This is a genomic window from Streptomyces flavotricini, from assembly GCF_020639365.1.
Lineage (GTDB): Bacteria > Actinomycetota > Actinomycetes > Streptomycetales > Streptomycetaceae > Streptomyces > Streptomyces flavotricini.
The window spans coordinates 5,111,550-5,136,942 of record NZ_JAINUL010000001.1 but is presented as its reverse complement, the minus strand read 5'-3'; the positions used below and the strand labels follow the sequence as shown (position 1 = coordinate 5,136,942).

Annotated in this window: 11 protein-coding genes and 1 pseudogene; 4 read left to right on the top strand and 8 right to left on the bottom strand. The window is 68.4% G+C overall.

Annotated features, from left to right (window positions below; all coding sequences use genetic code 11):
• Positions 1-79: 79 nt before the first annotated feature.
• The 3 genes from K7B10_RS23345 to K7B10_RS23335 form a co-directional block, all read right to left on the bottom strand.
• Positions 80-2,542, bottom strand: coding sequence for a tyrosine-type recombinase/integrase (locus K7B10_RS23345; protein WP_229338767.1), 2,463 nt, complete (start codon positions 2,540-2,542; stop codon positions 80-82).
• Complete coding sequence (locus K7B10_RS23340; protein WP_229338765.1) at positions 2,535-3,251, bottom strand: tyrosine-type recombinase/integrase; 717 nt, start codon at positions 3,249-3,251, stop codon at positions 2,535-2,537. The genes K7B10_RS23345 and K7B10_RS23340 overlap by 8 nt, the downstream gene beginning before the upstream one ends.
• 699 nt (positions 3,252-3,950) lie before the next feature.
• Positions 3,951-4,436, bottom strand: a complete 486-nt coding sequence (locus K7B10_RS23335; RefSeq protein WP_229338763.1) for a hypothetical protein — start codon at positions 4,434-4,436, stop codon at positions 3,951-3,953.
• Positions 4,437-4,742: 306 nt separating this feature from the next.
• Between K7B10_RS23335 and K7B10_RS23330 the strand changes: the two genes are divergently transcribed.
• Entirely contained in the window at positions 4,743-6,278 is a 1,536-nt protein-coding gene (locus tag K7B10_RS23330) for a tetratricopeptide repeat protein (protein WP_229338761.1), read from the top strand.
• A gap of 13 nt (positions 6,279-6,291) precedes the next feature.
• Here K7B10_RS23330 and K7B10_RS23325 read toward each other — a convergent pair whose 3' ends face one another.
• The 4 genes from K7B10_RS23325 to K7B10_RS23310 are packed head-to-tail and all read right to left on the bottom strand — an operon-like array spanning position 6,292 to position 11,254.
• Entirely contained in the window at positions 6,292-6,675 is a 384-nt protein-coding gene (locus K7B10_RS23325; protein ID WP_229338759.1) for a hypothetical protein, read from the bottom strand.
• Positions 6,672-8,753, bottom strand: coding sequence for a site-specific integrase (locus K7B10_RS23320; protein ID WP_229338757.1), 2,082 nt, complete (start codon positions 8,751-8,753; stop codon positions 6,672-6,674). The genes K7B10_RS23325 and K7B10_RS23320 overlap by 4 nt, the downstream gene beginning before the upstream one ends.
• Before the next feature lie 2 nt (positions 8,754-8,755).
• The gene (locus K7B10_RS23315) at positions 8,756-10,453 is read right to left on the bottom strand and encodes a hypothetical protein (protein WP_229338755.1); all 1,698 of its coding nucleotides are present in this window, start codon (positions 10,451-10,453) and stop codon (positions 8,756-8,758) included.
• Between the two features lie 54 nt (positions 10,454-10,507).
• Positions 10,508-11,254, bottom strand: coding sequence for a site-specific integrase (locus K7B10_RS23310; RefSeq protein WP_229345786.1), 747 nt, complete (start codon positions 11,252-11,254; stop codon positions 10,508-10,510).
• Here K7B10_RS23310 and K7B10_RS23305 point away from each other — a divergent pair.
• Positions 11,241-11,753: pseudogene (locus K7B10_RS23305) on the top strand (tyrosine-type recombinase/integrase); the annotation flags it as partial. The gene K7B10_RS23310 and the pseudogene K7B10_RS23305 overlap by 14 nt on opposite strands.
• Before the next feature lie 712 nt (positions 11,754-12,465).
• On the opposite strand, the gene K7B10_RS41320 reads toward K7B10_RS23305, so the two are convergent.
• Positions 12,466-19,056, bottom strand: a complete 6,591-nt coding sequence (locus K7B10_RS41320) for a polymorphic toxin-type HINT domain-containing protein (protein WP_229338753.1) — start codon at positions 19,054-19,056, stop codon at positions 12,466-12,468.
• A gap of 1,046 nt (positions 19,057-20,102) precedes the next feature.
• Between K7B10_RS41320 and K7B10_RS40915 the strand changes: the two genes are divergently transcribed.
• Positions 20,103-24,350, top strand: a complete 4,248-nt coding sequence (locus K7B10_RS40915) for a ricin-type beta-trefoil lectin domain protein (protein ID WP_267501446.1) — start codon at positions 20,103-20,105, stop codon at positions 24,348-24,350.
• 189 nt (positions 24,351-24,539) lie between these two features.
• Positions 24,540-24,926 (top strand): hypothetical protein, encoded by a 387-nt coding sequence (locus K7B10_RS23290; protein ID WP_229338751.1) that lies wholly within the window; start codon positions 24,540-24,542, stop codon positions 24,924-24,926.
• Positions 24,927-25,393 lie beyond the last annotated feature (467 nt).

Here is a 25,393-nt window from a genome sequence, read left to right as displayed (position 1 = left end):
GAGGGACGGTCTCAGTGCCTGGGCGGTCGCGGTCAGCCGCGTGGTCAGGAGCGAGCCGAGATCGAGTATTCGGGTCGGCTTACTCAGGCCGGCGGGTGGTCGGGATGCCGAGGGCGACGGGCGCCCGGTGGGCGGTTCGGGCGGCGTCGGCCTGTTTGGTGCGGACGAAGGTCAAGGTCATGTCGATGCCTTCGATCTCGCCGAGCCACTGTTCTTCCTCGGCGCGTTTGCGGCGCAGGACCAGGTCTTTTTCGATCTCGGCGAGCCTGGGCAGCATCTTCGGGTTGACCTGCAGCATGGGGCATCGGATGCATGCGTGTTCATGCTGGCAGGGGGATCCGTAGGGCCGGCCGCAGTTCCCGAGTTCGACCTTGCGCTTGTCGAAGTGCTCCTCGAACTCCGCCCACTCCTGCGGCGTGACATCGAAGTATTCGCCCTCCGGGCGCTGGCCCCGCCGGTGGTTGAGGAACTCCTGGTAGTGCTGGACGATTTCTTCGGCGAAGACCGCGACGTAGCCCTGGGTGGTCTGCAGGTTCAGGTGTCCCAGCAGGGCGGCGCCGACGTGGATGGGTAGGCCGCCGTTGACGATGTCGGTGGCGAAGAGCCTGCGGAAGTCGTGCGGGGTGAACTTCGTGTCGGTGAACATGGGATTCGTCTGGGCGATCTCGTTGCAGCTCCGCCTCAGCATGCCCGTGATGGTGCGTGATGCAAGAACGTCGTGGGCTGTTCCCCGCTGGCGCTGGAACAAGAAGGGCATGGGGTCCGACCAGAGTCGTTCCTGCGGGTCGTAGCGGCTGACGAGCGGGATGGCCCGCCGGTTTCGGGTCTGGCGGCGGACGACCTGAGCGATGGCGTGGAAGAGATCGGGAGACATCGGGATGACACGTTCCCGTTCGCCTTTGGACGGAGCGATCACCAACAGGGCGATGACCTCTCCGGTGGGCCGCTGATACTGGCGGATGCTGAGGTGGGTGAGCTCGGTCAGCTCCTCGATCCGGATCCCGCTGTGCCGGAGGATCTCGACCGCGGCCCACTCCCAGAAGGCGAGGTCTTCGACCTGGTCCAGGTGGATCGTCTTGCCCGTTTCCTGGTCAACGATCCGGATCGTCGGCCCGGCCTCGGTTTTGATCCGACGGCGGTCTTCTGGGGAATCGCTGCGGGCGTAGTGGCGGCCGCGGTGGACGAACGCCGTGCCGAGCGGGACGAGGCGGGCGGCTGCCAGGAGGCTGCTCAGGTGCTCGTGCCGGGACTCGACGTGCTCGACGAGGACGGGCAGGAGCGGCTGGCGGACCCGGGTGCGGTCGGCCATCCGCCGGTAGATCTCGCGTCGGCGTTTCCCGAAGCCTTTGAGGTCCCGGGGCAGGATCGGGCAGGGCGCCACCCATCGGGCCCAGCGTTCGGGTTCGGCGACGGCCCAGGTGTGAAGGTCCATGTAGAGGCCGCGAACCGTCAGTAGCACGGCCGCGACGTCCATGCGGACCTTCGACTTGTCGTGCTGCCAATACCGGATCTCCGCCCTCCATTGGTCATAGACCTCCGCACTCAGGGCCAGGTCCGCCTGCTGCGGGTTGATCTGTTCGATGGTGGCCCAGAAGGTGCTGGCCAGTTGGCGGGAGAGCTGGTCCAGGGTGGTGTAGTCGGTGTCGGACTTGCGACGCAGCAGGTAGTCGATGAGTAGCTGGCGGACCTCTGCGTTCTGGATTCCATAGCGGTCGACGAGCCCTTCGACCGAGTGCTGTCCCTGCGCGAGGGTCTTTCGCAGCGTGGGTGCCGTGCCGTTCGGGAAGTGCCCCATGTCGCGCAGCACCTCCCAGGCCCCGCGGGCCGCATACCGGGTCCTGTCCTGGTGGCAGGCCCCGTGAGTGAGACCGAGCCGTTTGTTCTCCACGGAGTAGTGCAGCAGCGCAGCAGGGGTGAGATCCGCCAAAGCGATGCCCTGCGTCGTGAGCGCGCAGGTCACATCGAACTTGGCCCGGTCTTGATGAACCGTGCTGAGCCGAGGGTGGTTGCTGGCCGCTTCGAAGAAGGCATCCAGGCGCGGGTCTGTCTGCGCGAGCCGGAACTGTTCGGCGTACCCGGGGAACCTGTTCGCGCGAAACCCGCTGAGGCAGGGCTGGATGATCCGCATGCAGAAGGCCAGCTTGACCGCTGCCACGAGACTGTTGCGCCGGGCCGTCGAGCCGGGCGGGGCCAGTACGTTCACCGGTTGGGCGTCCTCGCCCTTGAAGACGCTGGCGTCCCACCGTTCCTGCCAGGTGGCTCCGGGCAGGGTCTCCAGGTAGCCGAAGAGACCGCGGATACCGGACCGTCGCTTCTCGGCGACCGACCGGTTTCTATCTCGAAGAAGATCGGTGACCAAGGCACAGAACTCCTCGATGCCGATCGAGGACAGGTCTCCGAACGGGGCCGGCGGAACCTCTGGCCGGGGTGCGGGCTCGGCCTGGAGCAGAGCGCGCTGGAACTGGGTTCCCTCGCGCGGCTCGCTGTAGTTCCGTCGCCGGTGCCGGGAGGTGTAGATCTCGATTGTCGCGCGGCTAGGCACCGAACACCGCCTTGAAGTCGTCGGGGTCGTAGCCCGGTGCGATCGTCCGCTCGACGCGCGGTCGGGTGTAGTGGGCTTGGAGGGCGTCGAAGAGGTCCTCGACCCTGGCATTGAGGTAGCGGCCGGTGGTCGCAAGGTCGTTGTGCCGCAGGATCACCCGGACCTGGGCGAGCGTGAGGTTCGGGTCGTTTGCCATCCGCATCGCGGCGGTGTGCCGCAGGTCGTGCAGCGTCCAGTTCGTGCCGAGCCTGTCGTTCACTCGCTGGATCACGCGCCGCATCGCCCAGTAGGTCAGCGGCCGGTCCGGACCCCGGCGTGTGCGAAGGACCGGCTGATCGGCCGCCGGCAGCCCAATGCGGTCGAGGTAGGCGGCCAAGACGGTTAGGGCCTGCGGACTGACCGGGACCGCCTCGCGGTCGTCCCGGCCCTTGGTGACCACCCAGATCAGCTGCTTGGCCCAGTCGATGTCTCCTGGCGTGACCTGGAGGAGTTCGCCGGCACGCGAGCCGCTGGAGACGTAGAGCAGCACGGCTGCCCGGTCCCGGTCGCAGGTCAGCGCGGCGAAGAACTCGTCCCACATTCCGTCCGGAATCGAGCGCGGATCGGTCTTGGGGACCCGCTGGCGCAGCCGGGCCCGCCGGAACTGCGGGAGTTCGTCGTCCGGAGCTCGATGAGCCAGGGCCCGGCGCTGTGCCTTCGACTCAGGCACAGGGTTGATCAGCGGACCGCGGTTGTAGTGCCGGTGGTAGGCGTAGAAGCCGCTGACCACAGTCAGGCAGTGGTTGATCGTGGAAGGCGCGTATCCGGCCTTGAGGTAGGGCTTGCCGGTGCGCGGGTTGACCGAGCCCGCCTGCGGCGAGTTGGGGTTCCGTCGGCGGCGCTGCGGGTTCGGCGCGGTGCGGAGCCATCCGACCAGTGCGGAGGTCTCCGCCTCAGTCGCGCGGTCCCAGTCGATACCCAGGAACCACAGCAGCCGGTGCCAGCGGAGCAGGTCGTGAGCGTAGCTCTTCGTGGTCGCCGGACGGTTGTCGTCCAGGATCAGGCCTCGAAGGTACGGAACAACGTGCGTAACGACGGCGCCGTCAGCGTCCAGGAGGGCGTACCAGGGGATGGTGCCAGCGCGATGACCGAACCGACACGGGGCACATCAGCCCGGCCTTCGATCAGCTGGTGGCGCAGGTCTAACAACAGGAGCTTCCTTCAGGACATGGATCAGCCCGCTCCGGAATCGGAGTCACTAGTGCAGTTAACAGGCCAGCGGGCACAGGGTCCGGTCTGGCTCGGAGCCCAGGTGACGGGCTGCGGTCTGGCGGGGGGTGCGGGGGTGGTCATCGTGGGCTCCTGGCGGTGCGGAGGACGTCCCTCCTATTAGATCTCATGTTCGAATTTCTGCGCGAGTCTGCGCAGGTCACCGGCCGTAGGTCTGGTGGCACAGGGCGGTGATGGGGGTGCTGGTCACGCCGTGCGCGGCGCGGCACAGGGCCGTCATGTCGGCGGTCCCCGCGCCCGTCGCGGGGCGTCCCGGAGGGGCGGGCGTACGGCTCGGCCGCGCCTTGGCCTTCCTGGGCTTGGGTTTCGCGGCGTGCTTCGGCGGGGCGGCCCTGTGCCGGGGTGCCGTCCGGGCGTGCCGGGTCTCGTCGGATGCCTTGCGGGTCGGCGCGCGGCGGGCGGGGGCGGGCGCGCGGTCGTGCTCGGGGGTGGTGGGTGGCTCGGGCAGGCGGGAGAGGGGCAGTCCCGGCCCGGTGTCCGGCCGTGCGGGCCGAGGGCTGGCCGGCTGCTTGTGGTCTGCCGGAGCTGTCACCTTGGCGGGCCGGGCGGGGGCCGGGTGGACGGTGACGCATCCGGGAGCCGTGAGGAGGGCGGCGAGGAGCAGGGGCAGGGACCAGCGGCGCATGCCGCTACCGTGCCGCAGTCGGCCCCGGAGACCCGTCTGACCGGCCCGCTGGCCCCCTCGGATGGTGGATGCGACGGCCGCGCCACCGGCCCGAAGGGGACTGGCCTGGCCGACTCTGGGATAGGGGCCAAGGCGCGAGGGAGTTGGGGATGGTGCTCAGGCCGCCGGTCGAGCCGATGCTGGCGCAGGCTGCCGAGACCCTGCGGGTTTTGCGGTGTCCGGTGTCCGGCCGGTCATGCTGAGCAAACCCTCCAGTATTGAGACCGTGCACGATCTGGTGTCAGCGGCGGCTGTTACGGTCCGGCCATGACACGCCCCGACCACGTACTTGCTGTCCTGCGCCGGAATCCTGATCTGGTGAGGCTGGCTGCGGGATCCTTCGATTTTGATCTTGACCGGGCCGAGCACGTGGAAGAGGTCCGTCTGGCGAGCGGAGCGCCGCTGAGGGCCGTGGCGGGCGATGACACCGGCGGAACCTATTTCATATGTGCCGACGGGGCTGTGCTGTACGCGAGCTCCGAGGGCGAAGCGGGCCTCATCGGCGCCGGCATGGACGAGGCTCTGGAGATTCTCTTCGGTCTGCCGGGCTGGCACGACTACACCGAACTCGACCTCGCGGCCGATGAAGAGGTGCTGGAGGCGGTGTTCAACCGGACCGAAGACGAGATTCGGGACTCTTACGGCCCTGAGCTGGACGCCGATCGCAGCATGCTGCTCAGCGGGTTGGGTCTGCGCGAGCTCTCCAGGAGGGAGCTGCTGCGCAGGCTCCAGGAGTCCCTTCTGCGGACCGAGCCGGAGTTCCTGCTGGTGAACGCGGACGAAGGCTGCGCGTACGCGTTGCTGGACCGTCTTCGGCGCCCGCCGCTCTGGCAGGCGGTTCTCGCTCCCGGCCGGGCCGATCTGGCCCGGATGCGGGCGGACCGCGACTGCTGGGACGCGATTGCGGGCGATCCGGTACGGCGGGCCACCGTCCTGCGCGCAGCCCAGTACGACCGGCAGCCGGCCGACCTGCAGCTTCTGCGCATACTCCTGCGACAGGAAGTCCGCCGCGGCCCCACCGAAGAACTCCGCCTCGCCGCGGTCCTGGTCGCCCTGCACGGTGAGACGCAGGACCACGCTCTGCTGCGGTCTCTGCGGGAGTCCGACGCCGATTTCCACTTCCTGTTCGGCGGTTTCCCCGATTCCGCACGGGCCCTCACCCAGTGGGCGGCCGACTGGGATGAGTCGAACTACGGCCAGGATCCCCATGACGAATACGACCTCACCTGGACGGCGCTGGCCCGCCGCCAAGGGCAGACCGAGCTGGCCCGCGCCGCGCTCATACGCATCCTCGATGACACAGGCCCGCGTGATGGGGCCCTGCTCGGGTCTCTCGCCAACGAGCTCAAAGCCCTGGGGGATCTCGGGCAGGCGATCCGGGCGCGCAGCCTGCACGCGTCCCTGCAGGACGACGCCGACAAGCGCGGCTCGGCCCTGGTCAACCTCGCCTCTTTGCAACGCCGCCACGGCGAGGTCGAGGCAGCCTGGCAGTCCCTTCAACGGGCGGTCACGCTACTTGACGGCCCGCCGCCACCGCCGCCTACCAATCAGCTGGCGCTCGATCTTGATCTACCGAAACCGTCCTGTCAGACCCTCGCTTGGCGCGAGCTCGGCTTGGGGATGAGGGTCGCCGAGGAACACTTCCTCATCACACAGGCCGCTGTGCCGCTCGGTCTGCACGAGGTGGCCCAGGCAGCACTCCGGTCGGGGATAACCATGCTCGACGGCCTTGCTCACCCCACCGAGAATCTGCGCCAGGCCGCAGAGGCTGCCCAGACGCTTGCAGCACCCCGGCCCGCCTGAGGATCACCCTCCTCTATGGGTGCCGGCCGGTGGGCAGCACGATGAGCGTGCCCTGCCGCCTGAGGGCGTCGTTTTCGAGGGCGAGCTGGCGGATGGCCGCCTCGTACAGGGCCAGGGTGCGGCGCAGGTCGGTGTTCTCCCGCCGTAGTCGGCTCAGGTTCTCCTCCGTGCGGCCGCTGATCGTTTCGGCTGGGGCCGGTTGTGTGGGGGCTGGGACGCGGGGCAGGAAGTGTTCCTCTACCAGGTCGCGGTAGTGGCGGTGGAAGGTCGCGTGCGGGATGCCGAGGTGCCGCTCGACTGCGGTGACGGTCGGGCGGCGTCCTGCCGCGAGGGCCTGTTCGAGGACGGTGTCGATGGCCGCCTTGACGGTCTCGGTATCTGGCAGCGGGCGTTTCACGGGCTGGTCTCCGGGGTGTGGCGGGTGAGGAACGCTTCGGTGGCGGTGTGCTGCTCGGTGAGCCGGTGGCGAAGGTAGGGGGCGAGGCGGTCGCCGTCGGCGAGGGATGCCGTCAGTTCTGCCATGTGCTCGGTGACGGCGCGGTGGTTGTCGGGCGTCAGCGCGGTGTTGCGGCAGGCCAGTGGCTGGCAGTCGGCCATGGCCGGGATGTCGGGCGAGGTCGTGGCGGGGCGGCAGAGGGCGCGGTCGGGGTTGTAGACGCAGGTGAGGAAGCGGCCGGGGTAGAGGTGGGGGTCGTGGCGGGCGATGATGCGGCGCAGGCGGGCTTCGTCGGTGACGACCTTGCCGTCGAAGACGGCGTACTGGGCGAGGGCGGTGAGGCGGGCCTCGGCCTCAACGCCCGCAGGTCCTGTCAGCCGGGGACGGTCGGGGTCGGCGGCCATGTCGGCGAGTACCTGGCCGCGGGTGAGGGCTTCCTCGGCTTCGACCTCGTCGCGGAAGCCGGAGGTGCTGGTGCCGGCGTAGCCCTCGAACATCTGGATGCGCTGGTGGCGGTACTGCAGGGCGCCGGCGATGGTGCCGCCGGGGTGGCGGGCGATAAACCAGGCAAGGGTGCGGCGGAACTGCCGTGTGGTCAGGTGCGGCAGACGGCCCTGCGTGGTGGGGATGCCGTCCGGGCGTGAGTGTCGGGCGCAGTAGGCGTTGATCCAGCCGATGAGGGCGGTGATGCCGGTGTTGGTGGTGTTGCTGTCGAAGACGGCACCGGGCGTCGGCGACTGGCGGTGGTGGTGGGAGCTGGGCAGGAACGTAAACAGGTAGGGCTGATTGTCGGGCTGAAGGCGCTCGAGCACGGCGATGGCGCGGGCGACCGGGGCGGTGACGATCCAAGCGGCGGGCACACCGTGGGCGTTTTCACCCTTGAAGGCGAGGCTGTGCAGGCGGTGGCGGTAGACGGTCCCGTCCGGGGTGCGCTGGAGGATCAGGCAGCCGCGCTTGAGGTGTTTGATCTCGCTGTCGCGCATACCAGAGAGGTAGGCGATGACGATCCAGCAGGCGATGTGCAGCAGTTTCTCCAGCTTCCCGGTCTCGTAGTACGAGATCCCGTCCGCCCAGGGCCGGCCGTCGAGCAGACCCCGGGCTGGTTGGCTGAGGTAGCAGTCTGTGTCGACGCCGAGCTCGCGGGCGGCTCCTGCGATGACTCGGCGGGCCTGGCCCTTCTTCATCCGGTCCTCGGGGTAGCCGAGCAGCCGCGCGAGGAACGCCGTACTCGGCACGGGGTCCTTGCTGCCGGTGCCCAACCGTGGCGGGGCTGCCGGTAGCGGCTGTCCCCGGCGCCGGTAGTCGGCCAGCAGCCCGTCGAGCGCGGTGAGCGGGTCCGGGCCTGCGGGGGACCGGGCGTCGATCCGGTCGCGTTCGTCGCGGGCTTGGAGGACATCGTCGGAAAAGTCCTCGACCCAGCGCATGGCCCAGATCAGCAATGGTCCCAGGACCGGTTCGGAGATCCGGTCGGTGCGGTTTTCTGCCGCGTGGCTGGAGTGGGCGCGGGCCAAGGCCTGCCACACGGGGCGGCGGACCGGATCCTCGGTCAGGTGGTGGGGAAGGCGGGTGCGGTAGGCCCACAGCATCCGGACCGCGCGGCGGTAGCGCCGGGTGGAGCTCGGGCACAGCCGCAGTCCCACGACATGGTGGTGGTAGGCGTCCAGGTCGTCTCCGTTGAGCTCGGCGAGGGGGCGGCCTCGGGCGTGGACCCACATCAGGAACGCGTGAAGGCAAGAGAAGTAGGTGCGGATGCTGTCGATGCTGAGGGGCGGCTCGCCGGCCGGTAGATCTTCGGTGAGCAGGGCGTGGCACAGGTGCTTGGCGGTGACTGCCAACGGCTGCGGGAGGCCGGTGAAGTTCAGGGTCATCGGCTTGCGGTCGGCTCGCAGCCAGGCCGGGTCCAGGACCCAGATGCCGTCGGCGAAGCGGGACGTCTGCTCCAGCCGGGCTTCCGGGCGCAGCGGCCGCCCGGTCAGGACCAGGGCATCACCGGGCACAGGTCCGGCCTCGGGGACCGGCTCAGTGGCGGGGTGGGTCATGGCTATTCCTTCGGGCCGTCGATCAGGCTCAGGGGCAGCACCGGCCGCACCGCAGCCGCGGTGGCGCGCTGGGCTGGGCTGAAGCGGGGCAGGATGTCGCGGGTCAGGACCTGCCAGGTGGCACCATGCCGGTCGGCCCACTCTGCGGCGTCACGGTGCTGGAGGTCGGCCTGGAGGGTGTCGGCGAGCGCGAGCAGGGCCGGCAGGTGGCGCTCCAGCACGAGGGCGTTCGGGCAGGTGAAGCACGTCAGGAATGACTCCCGGCACCGGCCGCCGGAAGGCCCGTTGTCGATGTCCACGCACGCACTCGCGAGCGTGTCCAGTACACCGTCGCTGGCGCGGCTGCGGATCTGGGTCGGGACGTCGGCCGCGTCGGCGCCGCCGAGGCGGATCACGGTCTCGCGGGCATGGTGCTCGGCGTCGGTGATCGCCTCGGTGAGGACGTCGGCCGCCCATTCGGTGACGAACGGGTCTGCGCGCAGGTAGTGCGCGAAGGAGGTGTCGGCCGTGTTCGTGACCCGGACGGAGGGCAGGTGCCCGCCCACGCTCTTGGCCGTTCGCACCTCTACGGTCCGCTTGATCCGGGTCAGCATCACCTGCAGAGGCCGACCGTCATCGCCGACCAGCCCGTGCCGCCGACCCCAGGCGCCCAGGTGTAGCTTGCGGGTCAGCTCGGCGTCGAACGGCCCGCAATGCCCGGCCGCCGGAGCATAGGCGCGCACCCCTTTGCCGTTGCCCGCCCAGATAGACCACACCCCCGCCGTCTCCGAAAAGGCCCGGCTGCGGGCCATCATCCGGTGCAACAGCAGGTAGTAGCTTCCCAACGCCCTCAGCTCCCGGGCCGGATCCGCCTCGACGCTCCAGTGCACGGAGGTCCGCGCGTTGGCCTTGCCCCGCCGCCGCTTGGTCAACGTGACCACCACCGCCCGCCCTTCCAGCAGCCGGTGCTCGGCAGGCAGCTCCTTGAGCGTCTCGGGATTCCGCCCGGTCAGCCCGGTCGCATAGATCATCAACGGTGCAAGATCGCCATCCAGCACGAACAACTGCCGCGCCTGCGCATGCCGGGCGGCGGCGAATTCGCCGAGTGGCAGCCCTCTGTAATCCACCTGGACCTGCCCTGTGCGGGCCATGGCCGCCAGCCGCGCCCCCTGGTCCAGCTCATCGTCGGACAGCGACCCCGGGTCCGATAGGTACTGGGCCAGCAAGGCCTCGCCGACGGTGAGGCGGTCCCGGATGGCCACCACGTCGGAGCGTGCGGCGGCCATGATGGCGGCCAGCTCCCGGTCGGAGTACCCCTGCCGGGAGGACTGCTGGACATCGACGCCGTGCCCCCGCCGGACCAAGTAGCCCATGACCTTGCGGTCCAGCCGGTCCTGGCCGGGTACGGCCCGCAGGAGAAGCAGCAGATCCTGCAGGCTCCGGCGCGCGGACTTCTCCCCGCAGGTCTCGCGCCGGAGCATCAGGTACCGCTCCAGGTGGCGCACCCGAAAGTCCTCCACCCGCACGGGCGGCACGGGCAGTGTTGCCAGCAGGGTCACGAATCGCTTGATCGACTGCCAGTGGATCGTGGCCGCTCGCTGCGTACGGCGGCCGCCGCCGGGCCCGACCCTTGCTCCGAGAGCATGGGCGAGATCGAGGTGCAGCCCCGGCAGCGGCAGCTCGTCGAAGCGGAAGGTCCGCGATCGGCCGTCCTCGCCCACGAAGTGCACCAGGTCCGGCTGGCACCGTCGCCGCATGCCCGCGGCCTGCCCGGCTCACGCCGCCACCCCCGGCTGCTCTCGCCAGCCCTCCTCGCTGAACCCGGGCGCCTCCCACGCACCCTCGGGAACCAGTTCCAGCCGGGTCCGCATCTCCAGCTCCTGCAAGGTGTGCAGGTAGATCGCCGTCGTCGACGCCGACCGGTGACCGAGCCGGATACGAACCCAGTTCAGCGGATCCCCGAAGACCCGCTGGTAGGTCAGCCGCTGCCGCTCGTTCATCTCGCCCAGTGCCTGCAGGTGCCCCCGCCAAAGCAGCTCCAGCGTGATCACCGCGTAGGAGTGGCGCAGCATGTGCGGCGTCGCCCGCAGATCCACCCCGCGCGCGGCACAGCGAACGTTGGCGTCGGCGAATACCTGCTTCCACCCCGACGCCGACATCGGCAGACCCCACTGGTTCAGCCACACCATCGCCGGCTCCCACCCGCCACCCGGGGTAGCCACCAGCAGCCGGCGCCGCTCCGCCGCGTCCAGGCGGGACACCGGGATCCACCGGCCCCCCATTCGCACCCGCGGCCGTGCCGGATCCTCGACCAGGAGCGAGCGCCGCGTCGGGATGTAGGAGCCGCGCGAGCGCCCGTACTCCAGCGCCTCCTGCCGGTCAAACTCCATGGAATCCCGCAGATCCCGCAGGAGCGAGACCGGCCAGTACACCGCGCGTCCCGACCCGCCCTTCGCGATCGCCTCCGGGAGCACCGCACGCGCGTTGACGATCCCCGAGCCTGGCGCCGGCACTGGTGGCATCCGCCGCTCACTCCAGCGCACCCACACCGGCGGCCTGACCGCCCTCCCCACCAAGACCCGCGCATCCGAACGACGCATCGCACTCCCCACTGAATGCGTCCACTCACTGAAGAGTCACCAGGAACGACAGGAAGTGGAACGCAAAGAGGCCCGGGCGGGCTGGAAGGACAACGCTCTCGTCTTCACCACCCCGGCGGGCGGCCCTCTCGACCCGGCCAACCTCACCCGCCGCTTCCGCAGCCTCCTCGACCACGCGAGGCTCCGCCGAATCCGCTTCCACGACCTACGACACTCGACCGCCACCCTGCTCCTGGAGCAAGGAGTCGACCTCGTCGTCATCAAAGAGCTCCTCGGCCATGCCCACATCGGCGTCACCGCCGGCGTCTACGCCCACGTGAGACTCCACCTGCAACGCCGAGCCATCGACGCCCTAGACGACGCCCTCTGCCCAGCCGACCACGGCCCCGACGACCCGCCCGTCGCACCTGTCGTCCGCTGACGTTGCCGTCACCGTTGCCGTCAAATAGTTGCTGAGGCCCCCACAGAAACTCTCCTGTGGGGGCCTCGCGGTTTTCCTGTTCATGGCAAGGAAGATCAGTTCACCTTAGCCACGCTCACATACTCCCACTAGGGAATTCGATGCGCTAGGAACCCTAATCGCCATCGTCACCCACCTGACCGCCCGACCACCTCTCAAAAAGAGGAGCGGAATCCCTGAATTCAACAGGGAAGAATGGACAGTCAAGTGTTCCTTGAAGGAGACCGAGGACGACTGCTGGTGACTGTTCTTCGACCAGTATGAAGTCTAGTTGCCCAGCTTCGACAATCAGGGTCGGCCAGTGATCCTTTGGGCCCACCGGGATCCAGAAGAGGGAATCCGCGTTATCGGTACTCCCCCACTGGATCAAGTCACCTGGAGCGGCGCCGAGTCGCCCCATTACGGACCGAATCTCGGGAATCTCCTTCCCTGAAAGGATCTCCGAGGATTCTCGACTACGCGCTCCAATGTTCGGCCAAACATCAGGGCGCGAATTTTCGTAGATCCAGAGGAAATCATTGAAACAGCCGGGGCCATAGAGTCCAAGCATGGCCGTGTGGCTTGGCGGGATGACCAGACCTGCCTCGCCGGGCAGCCCTCTGGGTGATCCCGCTTGTGTCATCGGTGGCGGACACAAGCGGGTCAGTGAACTTAGCGCGCTCATGGCAAGTTCCTAGAAATTTGGAATTAGCTGATCAAACGACCAGCCGAAGTCGTCTACGGCCTCGATTCGAACATGCGTTGCGCGATACTTCGCTTCCCCGTAGATGGGCGTCACGCTCATCATGATCGTATTTCCACTACTCCGAACGTGCGCCGCGATAGCGTCCTCTGCCGCCGAGATGGCGCCATTATTCTGCACTCCACCCTGCACGATAATATTTCGCATATCGCGCCCATCGCCGCCGAACTGCCTGCCGATCAAGTGGCCCCGAGAATCGCCTACACCACTCCGGAAACCATCAGGCTTCCTTTTGCCGGGCTCGCTGCCGATGCGTCCAGCACTCGCATCATCCAGAGTCTGAGGGGACACCTCCGCATAGGCCGCACCTCGGCGCCCATCGGAAATTTCCGAATATACGGGACCGCAATTGTGAACCAGGACCGGCGTAGCCCCCGCCAGCACATAGTACGTGTGGAAGTCGCCGACGGTGAGGTTGTGCGTGGTGACCGCGTACGGGTAGTTGCGCTTGGCCGTGACGGTGACGGTGGTGCCGTCGGGCTGGCGGAGGTGTTCGTTCGGGGTGAGTTCGCCGGCGTCGACCCACTGGCGGCGGGTCTCACTCCAATAGGGGTGGTGATAGGTGGAGGTGATTTCCGTCGGCGGGCCGCGGGGGCTCGCCTCGTCGGTGAGGGTGAGGTCGGTGAAGTCCTTGTCGTCCGGTGTCGTGATGGTGGTGGTGACCGTCTTGGGCCGGTTCTCGCCGGTCTGCGGGTCGGTGGCCATGACCACGTCGCCGTCCTTGACGTCCTCGATGGGCTTCGACGTACCGTCGGCCATCAGAACGCGGACGCCTGCAGGGAAGCTGTTGCACGAGGTCGGTTCGGCCTTGGCCTCGGCGCCGCCGCCCTTGACGTCGGCGTCCGAGGATTCTCTGCCGGCTTTGCTTTCTGTGCCGGCGCTGTCGGTGGCGGTTTCCTTGCCGGCTTTTTCCGATGCTGACTGGGCTGCCTTGGCTTCGGCGTCTTTGGCTTCCTTGAAGGCCTTTTTGGCCTTGCTGAAGGACTCGGCGGCTTGGGCTGCTCCTCGTTCGGCGGCGTGGACGGCGTCGTAGGCCTTGTTGACTTCCTTGTAGATCTTGAAGGCTTTGATGCCGACCTTGATGGCCTTGGCGATCTTGCCCCAGGGGACGAAGTTGAGGGCCGTGTTGATGCAGGCCATGACGTCGCCCTTGGTGAAGCAGTCCCGGGCGTCGTTGTAGCCGATCAGGTCACCGATGAGGTCGACGACCTGGCCGATGAGGTGGTCACGCTTCTTCTTGGTCTGGGTGACCTTGGCGTTGGCCGCATCCAGATCGCTGCTGTCGGGCTCCCCGTCGCCCCACTTGGGAGGAGACGTGTGAGTTTCTGTCCACTCCCAGTCGGAGCCGCAGTCGTTGGTGCACGTGATCGGCATCAGTCCGCTGGGGTCTGATGCGTTGATGGGGCTGTTGTTGGAGTACGCGTACGCGTTCCACTGCTGTGGGTTGTTCGCGTCGATGAGCGGGTCGGGGCTGATGAAGCGGCCGGTTGTCGGGTCGTACTCGCGGGCGCCGAGGAGGGTGAAGCCGGTGGCCTTCTCCTTGGTGCCGCCGACGAAGCCCTTGTCGCCCGCCCAGACGCCGGGTGCGGGCTGGGGGCCGCGGTCGTTGCCGAAGGGGTCCGAGGCGCGGCGGACCTGTGTGAGGTCCGAGGCGTTGAACTGCACGCCTCCCGTGCCGTGGTGGTCCGAACTCTGGTAGGCGAGCGTGGACGTTCCGCCGGTGGTGACGCGGGTGATGGACAGCCCGCCCGGCGCACCGTAGGTGCGGGCGTTGGAGACCTTGCCGGTGGCGGTGTCCAGGGTGATCTGGTCGGTGCCGAGGTTGAGCGTGGCGCTGGTCGGGTCGCGGCGGATGAGCTGGTTGCCGCCCGTGTCGTACAGGTAGCTGGTGCCGGCGCTCTCACCGGTACCGATGATCTTGTCGAGCTTGCCCTGGTCGTTCCACGTGAGGGTCTTGGTGCCCGCGGTGGTGGTGATGCCCGCCGTGTTGCCGGCCGCGTCGTAGGTGTACGAGGTGGCCTTGGTGCCGGACGGGCCGGTTTCCGTGGAGGTCATCAGGGCGTGCGGGCCGCCGGTGCCGCCGCCCGTTTTGGGGTCGGAGGAAGGGGTGTTGGCGGGGCCGCCGAAGGTCTGGGTGACCGTCGTGTCCTTCGCCGCGTTGCCGGTGACGTCCTTCTTGACCAGCTTGGTGCGGTTGCCCAGCTTGTCGTACTCGTACTGCTGCCAGTACGGGGCGGGACCGCCCACGCTCGGCTTGCCCTTGCTGTCGACGGCAGGGCCGCCGGCATTGGCGCACGAGCCGATTCCGCGGACGCTGGGCTGCGGGGCAGTGGCCTGCGTCCCGGTGTCGGTCCAGGCCTGCGTCAGCCGGCCCAGGTAGTCGTGCGTGAAGCACTGCAGGTCGCGGGTTGCCCCGTCCTGCGTGTTGCCGATCGAGGTCAGCTGGCCGACCTGGTCGTAGGTGTAGTCGACGGCGTCGACGCTGGCGGTCGCCGCGGTCTGCTTGTCCAAAGTGGATCGGACGGGCCGGCCGGTCGCGATGTCGTAGTCGATGGTGGAGACGACCTGCTTGGCCGTCTTTCCGATGGTGGTACGGATGGCCCGGCCGTACGGGTCGTACCGCAGGTCCACGACGTACGGGGTTGCGACCGCGCCGATCTGGCTGTCGATCGAGGTCAGGTTGCCCGCGATGTCAGTGCCATACGCCAGGGTCTCGACGCCCAGGCCCGCGTTGGGGATGGCCGGGAGCTCGGTGGTCTGCAGCTGCCCGTACGCGTCGTAGGTGTTCTTGGACTCGTAGGTGCCCGCAAGCCCCTTCTCGACGGCCGGGATCGTCACCTTGGTCCCGAGCGGGCGGTAGCCGCTGTCGTACCCGGTGACCTCCGTGGTGTAGGCGCTGCCCGTTGCCCCGCCGATGTAGCGGGTGCTGGTGGCCGGCTTGCCGACGGCCAGGGTGTCGTAGGTGAAAGCGCCCACCTGCTTGGCCGGGTCGACTGCCGTGCCCTCATAGGTCGCGATCGTGCGGCCCAGAAGGTCGGAGACGGTGGTGGCGCTCTTGTTGCGGGCGTCAGTGACGGTGACGAGGTTCTTGCTGTCGTCGTAGACGGTGGTGCTGACGCCCGAGTCCGGGTCGGTCGACTTCACCGGTCGGCCGAGCAGGTCGTAGGAGAACGTCCACTGGTTGTTCGCCGAGTCCTTGCGCCACAGCTCCTGGCCCTGGCTGTTGTAGCCGTGGGTGGTCTCGTCGTACGCGCCGGTAGGCGTGTTCGACTTGTACTGGCGTACAGCGACGGTCTGCCCGGTTCCGTCCGTGATGGACGCGCTGGCGAAGCCGCCCTTCGGAGGTATGGACCGGACCTCGTCCGCTCCCGGGTACTCGGCCTTCGAGCGCCACTGCTCCACGCCGTAGGACTGGAAGACGGATGCCGTCGTACGACCGAGACCGTCGAAGACGGAGACGGTCTGGGCAGGGATCTTGCTGTCGGGGTTGACGCCTCCATTGGGCAGGAACAGCGCGGCGCCCGGGGCGCCCTCGTCGGTGTAGTAGGCGGCGCTGGTCTTGACCTGCCAGCCGTGCGAATCGAACAGCGCGTCCGTCACCATGCGGCCGGACACGCCTGAGGGAGTGCTGGCCTGCGTCTGGCGGACGCGGCCCAGACCGTCGTAGATGGAGTAGCTGGAGGTGTACGAGTTGTCGTTCATGAGCGCCTGGCTCAGAACGAACGACGGCGCGTTCGTACCGTTCATCCCGTACGAGAACTTGCGGACCGGAAGGTCGTTCTTCGTACGGTCCTGTCCCGGCTGCCAGATGGAGACCACCCGGCCGAGACCGTCGTAGTCGCGCTCGGCAACCCGCAGGTTCTCGTCGGTCGTCTTCAGCGGCAGCGAGCGGCCGATGTCGAGGGTGGTGACCGACTTCCAGCCCATCGGGTTGGTGTGCGTGACCTGCGTCGGCAGACCGCCCGTGGCAGGCTTGTACGTCGTCTTCGTCACCGCGCCGCCCGTGTGGGCTGCGTCCGTGCGCGTCTTGTTGGTGTTACTGGTGACACGCCCGTAGACGTCATAGGTCGAGGTGGAGTTCAGACGGTAGACGGGCTTCCCGGCCTCGTCGTACTTCTCCAGGACCTCGGTGCCCGTGCCGTCCCCGGCGGAGCCCACCTTCCCGTACGCCAGGCCGTCGAAGAAGCTGCGGGTGTCGCCGACCGTGTTCGCCGCCGTCGGGGTCTGGCCGCAGGTGCCGGACAGGACGAGCGTGCGGGAGGCGACCTCCGCGACCGTACCGGCAGGCCCGGTCGGGTACTCGAAGGTGGTGCACAGCCGCTGGTCGGGACGGGAGGTGTCACTCCAGTCGTCGACCTGCAGCGGGCGTGTGGCGAGCGTCGTGTCGTACGTCGAACTGCGCTCGCTCGTACGCCAGGTTCCGTTGGCCAGCTTGGCGCGGCCGGTGACCTTGGAGGTGTTCACCGTTCGGGCCGTGATGGCCGGCATGCCGCCGGACTGGGCGCGGGTGGCGGTGACCGGGCCGATCCACGGGGTGGTGACCTCGTCCGATATGACCTTGCCGCCGTCGGCGTCGTAGGTCTCGTTCTGGCGGACGAAGCCGGACAGGACGTCCTCGTCCTTGATCGAGCCGCCCTGGGTGTCCGGGACGCTGACGCTGCGCTTGGTGCCGTTGGCGAGGACGTCGCCGTCCATGCCGCGCAGGTAGGTGGCCACGCTCTTGGTGCGCGGGGCCTCGGCCGCGTTGCCGTTGCCGGTGCGGGTGGTGACCGTGGCGAAGCCGCGGAACTGGTCCCACGTCCGGGTCTTGGGGTCGGCGAACTCGGAGTCGTTGCGGTGCCAGGCGATGCCGCCGCCGTACTCGTAGTCGGTCACGGTGGTGACCTGGCCGGCGACCATGTCCTGCTGGGTGACGGACTGGACGACGATCTTGTTGAACCAGTCGTTGACCGGGTCCGGGTAGGACTGGCCGGGCAGGTACCACTTGACCGGCATGCAGGCCATCGTGTTGCCGTCCTCGGAGGACGGCATGGTGCCCTTGAGGCGGGAGCACTCCGGGGCCTTGTAGGCGACGTTGATCAGGCCACCGGTCTCGGTGGTGATCTTCTGGATGCGGGGCCGGTTGTACCGCGGCGCCGAGGCGTCCGTACCGTCCGGGCGCCGTACGACGCCGTCGACGCGGTTGGCGATCTGCAGCGGCTGGAACGTCACCGGCGGCAGGTCGCGCGCAGTTTTGCCGTTGGAGCCGGTCCGCTTGATCGAGTCGAGCCACAGGGTCGGGGACGTGCCGTCGCCCGGGTCCTGGAAGGAGTGGCTCAGGTCGTAGGTGTCGACCTTGCGCCAGGCCGTCCCCGTCCACACCTCGGTGTAGAGCTGGGTGAACTTCTTCGTCGTGAAGTAGGTGGGCGACAGGTTCAGGCACTGGCCGGTGGCCGCGCATTCCTGGTCGACCGGGGTGTCCGGCCACGACTTGGCGTTCGTCTTGTTCCGCTGGGACGGATCACAGGTGACCGCCCCGCCGGGGACGCAGCGCTCGGCGTTCTTCAGGGTGACCTGGACGGCCGGGGTGGCAGTGCCCTTGGCCGTGATCTGGTCGGGCAGGCGTTGGCCGTAGCCGATCCAGGTCGGGTAGCTGGCGCGCTGGTAGAGCGTGTTGGTGCCGGTGCCGTTGTTCTGGCCGCCGCCGCGCCCGTAGTAGTTGTCCTCCTGCTCGTAGCGGTAGGAGACCAGGTTCTGGTGCGGGTCCACGACGTAGTCGAGGTTCCACTGCCAGCCCAGCTGCTGCCACGTGCCATTGGCCGGGGTCTCGGCCCCGAGGCACTTGTCCGCTCCGCTGTTGAAGTACACCGGGACCGTGGAGACCGACTTGGCCTCCGGGTCGGTGCCGTCGCCACCGGGCAGACGGTTGGAGCCGAAGTAGTACTGGGTCCCGTCGGTCGTGGTGACCTTGAAGCCCTCGCCCTTCCAGGCGGAGTTCCGCTGGCCGGTCAGGCGCTCGATCTTCGTACCGTCATCGCCCTGGAGACGGTAGACGCAGCTCGTGTCGTCCCGGACGATCTGGCCGGCGTGGCCCGCCAGGCTCAGCGACAGGATGTCGCCGGCCCAGCACTCGTCGCCCGAGTCCTTGATGCCCGCGTCCTTGCACGGCTTGTACGAGCGCGAGATCGAGCCCGGATGCCACTCCCAGCCCTCACCGAACTGGCCGGCCTGCGCGTTCGTCGACGCGGTACGGCCGTCCACGGAGGAGGAGTCGTATCCGAGCGAGACGCTCGGCGCGCCACCCGCGATCGAGGACGGCAGTTCGACCGTGTAGCCGTAGGTGAAGTTCGCCGCGTTCGCGCCGGCCTGCCAGGAGGCTGAGGGCAGCAGCGGGGTCGCGGTGAAGTCACCGCTCGCACCGGACGGGCCCGGTTCGACGGCGAGCGCGACGGACTGCGTCGCCAGCATCTGCGGCGCGGCCGCCGGAGCGGACTGGACGCCGGACAGTGACTTGGCAGTGCCCGACGCCGGCGCCTTGGGCACATCGACCTCGGCGACTAGACGCCCAGAGGCATCCCGGTGCGAGGCGACGGGTGTACGAGTCGTACAGCCAGCGGCGCCGGGGGTGGTCAGAGCGCACTCGGGAAGCCGGACCACGCGCGCGCGGTCGCCCCAGTTGGCACCCGTGGTCTTGGCCCACGCTGAAACGTCGAAACCGACCTCCACCCTGCCGGAGGAGGCGGCGCCCGCAGTGTCCGTCAGGGACACCAGCGCGCCGCCGACTCCGGCCGCGCGCGTCTTGTCGGCGTCGCGGACCTCGACCCGAAGGGCACTGTCGCCGCTGCCGTTTCCACCCGTCGCGAGTTCAGACAGCTTCGCGGAGCGGTTTGCACCCTTCGTAGGTGCGAGCCAGACCGGCAAATCACCGGCCTGCACAGCCGATTGGCCGCTATTACCGCCTGCCGACGCGCCGTTTCCGACCGCTACGGTGGCCAACCCGGCAGGGGACTTGGCCTTTGCGTCAGGCGTCCACTTCTTACGTGCTTTCCCCTGCGGGGGAGCGGACTTGGCGTTTGAACCCTTGACCGGCTTCGCGCCGGGCAGGGCTGTCTTGGGCGGAACCCAGACCTTTGGCGGCTTGTCCGCGGCTTCAACCGCGGGAAGCCCCAGACCAGAGATGAGCACCGCGAGTGCGGCAACCATCGCAACACGGGGCCGTCTCGTGCGCACGCGCACGAACAGCCCACTCCGACGAGACAACGAAATCCCCCACATGATCAAGAACGCAAAAAAGCCGGACCTATGGCCCGGATCAAACGCACTTTAAGGAGGGGAACTCCCGCAGTACAGATTTTCCTTAGGAATCCCTTACATGATCAATCTCACGCGCTGGACAACCTGTCGCTTCATGTGATCAACCGGACATACACGCCACACAGGTTTTTGACAGGTTTGCAGACGGCAAGGAGTGTGCGCCTGAACTCTGTTTACCGACGCCATCAGCGAGGATCTCTGCCGTGGGGCTGCCACCTTCCCTTTCACCGAACCCGAGACGGAGGGGGCTCCGTCACCGGAGGTCCTCCCGGGTCATGCTCCATCTGGTCGGCGCCGCCGTGCTGTCTGCGGGAGCCGGCCTGCTCACTGTCCCGCCCGCCTTCGCGGCTGCCGGCACGGGGCCGGCCGACAACCAGTGGCCCGCCGCCACCTCCAAGCCTGCGGCCACCGCCGAGGAGAAGGCCGTGGACACGGCCCGGGAAAAGGCCAGGACCACAGGGAAGCCGGTACTCCTGGACCACCTGACCACGACCAACTCGCAAACATTCATCACACCGCGCGGAACACTCACCACCGACGCGGCCCCCCTGCCGGAGCGCGTCAAGACGCAGGACGGCGCGTGGCGACCCGCTGACGCCACACTGCACTCGAACGCTGACGGCTCACTCTCCCCGGTCGCCGCAGTATCCGACGTCAGCCTCTCGGGCGGCGGCACCGGCCCGATGGCCACCATGACCACGCACGACGGCAAGAAGCTCGCGGTCAAGGCGCCCTTCGACCTGCCCAAGCCCACCGTCAACGGCAACGACGCCCTGTACGCCAACGTCCTGCCAGACGTGGACCTGCGACTGAGCGTCAACACGCTCGGCGGGTGGAGCCAGGTGCTCATCGTGCGCACCGCCACAGCCGCAGCCAACCCGGCCCTGAGCAAGATCCACCTCGCCGTCGACGCACCCGCCCTGAACGTGACCGCCGACGACGCGGGCAACATCAGCGCCAAGGACGCCCAAGGCAAAGCCCGCTTCTCCAGCCCCACATCCCTCATGTGGGACTCGGCAACCGCTGCCCCCGCCTTCTCCGAGAGCGCCACCTCCGGCAAGTCCGCCGCCGCGACGCTCCTGGCAGCCCCCTCCGCGGACAGGGCACCCGAGTCCAGCGCCGACGGTCCCGGCTCCGCCGCAGCCATCGCCGAGATCGGTACCACCGTCGACCCGAAGGGCATCCAGCTCGTACCGGACGCCGCGCTGCTCACCCACGGCGTCGGCCCCTGGTACCTCGACCCCGGCATCAACCCGACCCTCGACAACGGCACCCAGGCCTGGTCCCAGGTCCAGGAGGCCTACCCCGACACCAACGAGTTCAACGGCACCGCAGACGGCCAGAACACCCCCGCCGCCGGCTACTGCGGCTACTCATCGACCTGCACCAGGTTCGGCCGCGAACGCGCCTACTTCCAACTGGGGATCAACTCCTCGCTGTACGACGCCGAGGTCATCGACGCACGCCTGAACGCCACCGTCGTCTCCTCCTCCAGCCCCAGCACCCCCACCCCCATGGGCCTCTACCACACCGGCGGCATCAGCAACCCCACCAAGTGGACCAACCAGCCGTGCGCCGCGAGCTCCCGCATGGGCGGCTGCTCGCGCATCGGCAGCGCGACCATCTCTGGCACCGGTGACATCCAGTACGACGTCACCGCCCAGATGAAGAGCGCCGCGAAGGAACACTGGTCCACCTTCACCTTCGGGTTCGCGCCCGACGACGAGAACAAGAAGGAGTACCGCCAGCGGTTCTCCAACAGCCCGCACGTCGTCGTCGAGTACGCCGTCAGGCCCACGGTGTGGTGGCCCCGCACCCGGCCGACCCCCGGCTTCGCCGACTCCGCCTCCTACGCCGACTGCCGCACGCCCGGCACCGCGAACCCGTGGGACAACCCGGGCTGGGTCAGCGCCAACAACAACATCACGCTGACCACCATGACGTACTCGGCGACCAAGCGGCAGCTCCAGACGACGTTCCAGCTCTGGGACGACGACAAGAGCGGCGCCACCTCCTGGTTCCAGACCGGCTGGAACGGCGACTACGGCGACGCCACCGTCGACGCGGGCCGACTCCTCGACGGCCACCAGTACGGCTGGACGGCCCGCGACACCGACGGCACCCTGACCAGCACCGAGACCGAATGGTGCTACTTCCGCGTCGACCGCACCCCGCCCACCGCCGCCGTCACCTCCACCGACTTCCCCGCCTCCGGCACCGTCGGCGCCCTCCCCAAGCACGTCGGGGACGAAGGCACCTTCACCCTGACCGGCGCCGACCCCGCCCCCGCAGGCGGCGGACGTAGCTCCGGCCTCGCCTGCGCCCGCTGGACCACCGACCCCGTCAAGGCAGCCGACACCAGCTGGAAGTGCACCGACTCCGCCACCGACCCGCGCATCATCAAGCTCACCGGCGGAGCGGCGACGATCAAGGTCACGCCCCCGCGCTGGGGAACGAACTTCGTGTACCTGCAGACGCAGGACGTCGCGGGCAACATGTCCCAACCCGTCGCCTACAGCTACTACGCCCCGTCCAAGGCGAACACCACCCCGGTCTTCGGCGACATCACAGGTGACTCGAAGCCGGACGTCCTCCTCGCCGACGGCGCCGGAAACCTCCGCCAGATCGGCGGAGACGCGGACCCGGCCGGCGCCGTCACCGCCCGGCCCAACCTCGCCACTGGCTGGTCCACCTGGAACGGCGTCCAGACCACCCACCGCGGTAGCCTCGGCTCCAAGAACGTGGACGATCTCATCGCCCACCGACCCACCGACCCCAACCTCTACATCTTCCCCAACGACGCCACTGCCCGATTCGACGGCCAGGCACCCATCGCGATCGGCAAGCCGACCACCTGCCTGAGCTCCACAGGCGCGACCATCCCCTGCGCCACCAACAGCTACGGAACCGACTGGTCGAAGGTCACCCAGATCGCCGCCTTCGGCTCCCCGGCCGGCGAGAGCGCCCAAGACGGCGCACTCGCCAAGACCTCCCTGCTCTTCATAGAAAACGGACGGCTCTGGCTTGGCAAAGCTGGCCTGCAAGCCAACAAGCTGGCCTCCAGCGCGATCCTGCTCTCGGCCAACGACACCCGCTGGGACGGCTACGAACTGCTCACACCCGGCCGCGCACAAGGCACCGACCTGCCCACCCTCTGGGCCCGCTCCAAGACCGACGGCACCCTGCACGCCTTCTCGGTAAAGGGCAGCCCGGAAGCACTAGACCTCACCGGCTTCACCAACCCGACCGCCGGCACCATCAGCGGAAAGTACGACCCCGCGCGCTACCCCCGCGTCGGCTCCGACGGCGACCTCACCGGAGACGGCATCCCGGATCTGTGGGCCGTCGACACCAACCAGCAGCTCTTCGCCTTCAAGGGCCTGGGGACCGCTCCGAACGGCGCCACCGGCCCAACCGTCACGGGCGTCGACTCGACTCCGGTGTTCATGGGCAATGTGACCCTGCCCGCTGCCCAGTGGAAGCTGGCCGAACAGCCAGGCAGCACCACCGCGCCGAGCGCCGATGCCGGCAAGAAGTACCCGGCAACCGCATCCGGTATCACATGGACCGTCGACACCATCGGCGGCCGACAGACCCCGTACGCGGCATTCAACGGCGCCCAGTCGACCATCTCCACCGCAGTTCCGGTCGTCGACACCCGCAAGAGCTTCACGCTCAGCACCTGGGCCAAGCCCGGCGACAAGACCGGCATCATCGCCAGCCAGGACACCAGCCGAAGCAGCTCGTTCATCCTCTACGCCGACGCGAAGGACTCCTTCTGGCACTTCGCCCTGGCCAACGCCGACAGTAACGGCTGGCCCTTCGACTTCACCAACATCGTCAACGACAGCGCCCGCTTCACGCCCAATGCCTGGACCCGCCTGACCGCCGTTTTCAACGCCGACAGCGGTCAGATGAGCCTTTACGTCAACGGCGTCCTGGCGGGTAGCGGTCAGCACGCCGCCTCCACCAGCCCGGCCCCGAGCGGGCCCCTCGTGTTCGGCCGCTTCAAGGTCGACGGTGGCCCGCAGGACAGCCTCACCGGTGGCGTCAGCAACTTCGCCTACTACCCGTACGCCGCCGCACCCACCGCTCCCGCGGTCACCACCCGGATCTCGATGACGGCCGCCCCGACCACCTGCATTGACAACGACCAGGCCCTCGCCCAGGACGGCAACAAGATCCAGGTCACCAGCTGCAATGACACCGTGGCCCAGAAGTTCGAGACCAAGGATGATGGGGCGCTTCGAATCCAGGGCATGTGCCTGGAGGCCGCCAATGCCGGTACCGCCAACACGACGCCGATTCAGCTCATGACCTGCCACGGAACGCCGGCGCAGAAATTCCTCCACCGGGCCGATGGATCGATCTACAACCCGGTCTCCGGGCGCTGCATCGACCTCGGCAACTTCAATACCACCCCGGGCACCCCGCTCTGGTTGTTCGACTGCAACGGCTCAGACGCCCAGCGATGGACCAACACCAGCCTGAATGCGGCGCCCCTCCCGGTACCCGCACCCTGACGATCCCGTTTCTCCGACTCGCGACCTGAGGACGGCCGTCTTCCCCGGTTGGGGAAGACGGCCGTTTGCGGTCGGCAACATCCACTCCGCCTGTCCTTACACCTCTTCTCAGGGCCTGCCACTGGAGGCTTTGGGCGGGAGTACCGCGTGGTGGGACAGTGACGGACGGTCTCCGAACGCGCTGTCGCGGTGAAAGGCGCGTGCGGATGCGGCTGGCGCGCGGACGCCACGCACCCGGTCGTGTGGGGCGACGTCACAGCGACTGAAGGCGAGGAGGCCAGGACCGGACCGTTCGCGGACTGGGAATACCACGTCACCACCATCGAAGGCCTGATCCCCCGCGACGTCGAGCAGATGCTCACTGCCCCCCAGGACCGGATCACCGAACTTTCGAAGACGAGCCCGCTGACCGCACTGCGCGCCGTAGCCCGCCTCCAGGACACCACCCCGGCCCTCGCCCTCGGCACGGTCCGTACAGCCCGGCAGGCCATGGTCTCCTGGGAAGCGATCGGCACCGCCCTCGGCTGCACACGCCAGTCAGCCCACGAACGCTACGCCCGCCACATGCCGAACTGACCACCGCACGTTCGACGATGCGGCCGCGGGGCCTCGCCGTCCGCGCCCGATGCTTGTGAGGGCACCATCCGAGGGCGGGGCCGTACGCGCTGGTCGTCGGGCATGTACGGCCCCGCTGCGGTTGTCGCCCCCGTCCGCTGCTGTCGTTCAGGCATCGCGTTGTGGTGGGCGGTCGGGTCGGGTGGCGCAGTCGTGGAGGTGGCGAGTGCGTAGCGGCGTAGCGGTGAAGGCGCTGCGTGCCGGGGCCCGCCCTTGAGGGGCGAGGGAAGATGGGTCCGCCGGTCAGGCCGGCGTGTGATGGAAGCGCCGGATCTCACAGGGAGGGCGTACGCCTACTTCCGGTCACGGTACGGCTTGGTCCTCGATCGCAAGTTGGTCGTCTGGGACGCTGGCGAGGGCCGGCTGTTGTTTATGGAGTTGGAGCGCCGAGTTGTTTCCTGTGCCGGCGGCCGCCCATCGAGCGGCTG

Coding starts and splice junctions, on each gene's coding strand:
- K7B10_RS23335 (WP_229338763.1), bottom strand. CDS start 4,436: ATGCGCCGCTGGTCCCTGCCCCTGCTCCTCGCCGCCCTCCTCACGGCT.
- K7B10_RS40915 (WP_267501446.1), top strand. CDS start 20,103: ATGCTCCATCTGGTCGGCGCCGCCGTGCTGTCTGCGGGAGCCGGCCTG.
- K7B10_RS23310 (WP_229345786.1), bottom strand. CDS start 11,254: ATGCCACCAGTGCCGGCGCCAGGCTCGGGGATCGTCAACGCGCGTGCG.
- K7B10_RS23330 (WP_229338761.1), top strand. CDS start 4,743: ATGACACGCCCCGACCACGTACTTGCTGTCCTGCGCCGGAATCCTGAT.
- K7B10_RS23320 (WP_229338757.1), bottom strand. CDS start 8,753: ATGACCCACCCCGCCACTGAGCCGGTCCCCGAGGCCGGACCTGTGCCC.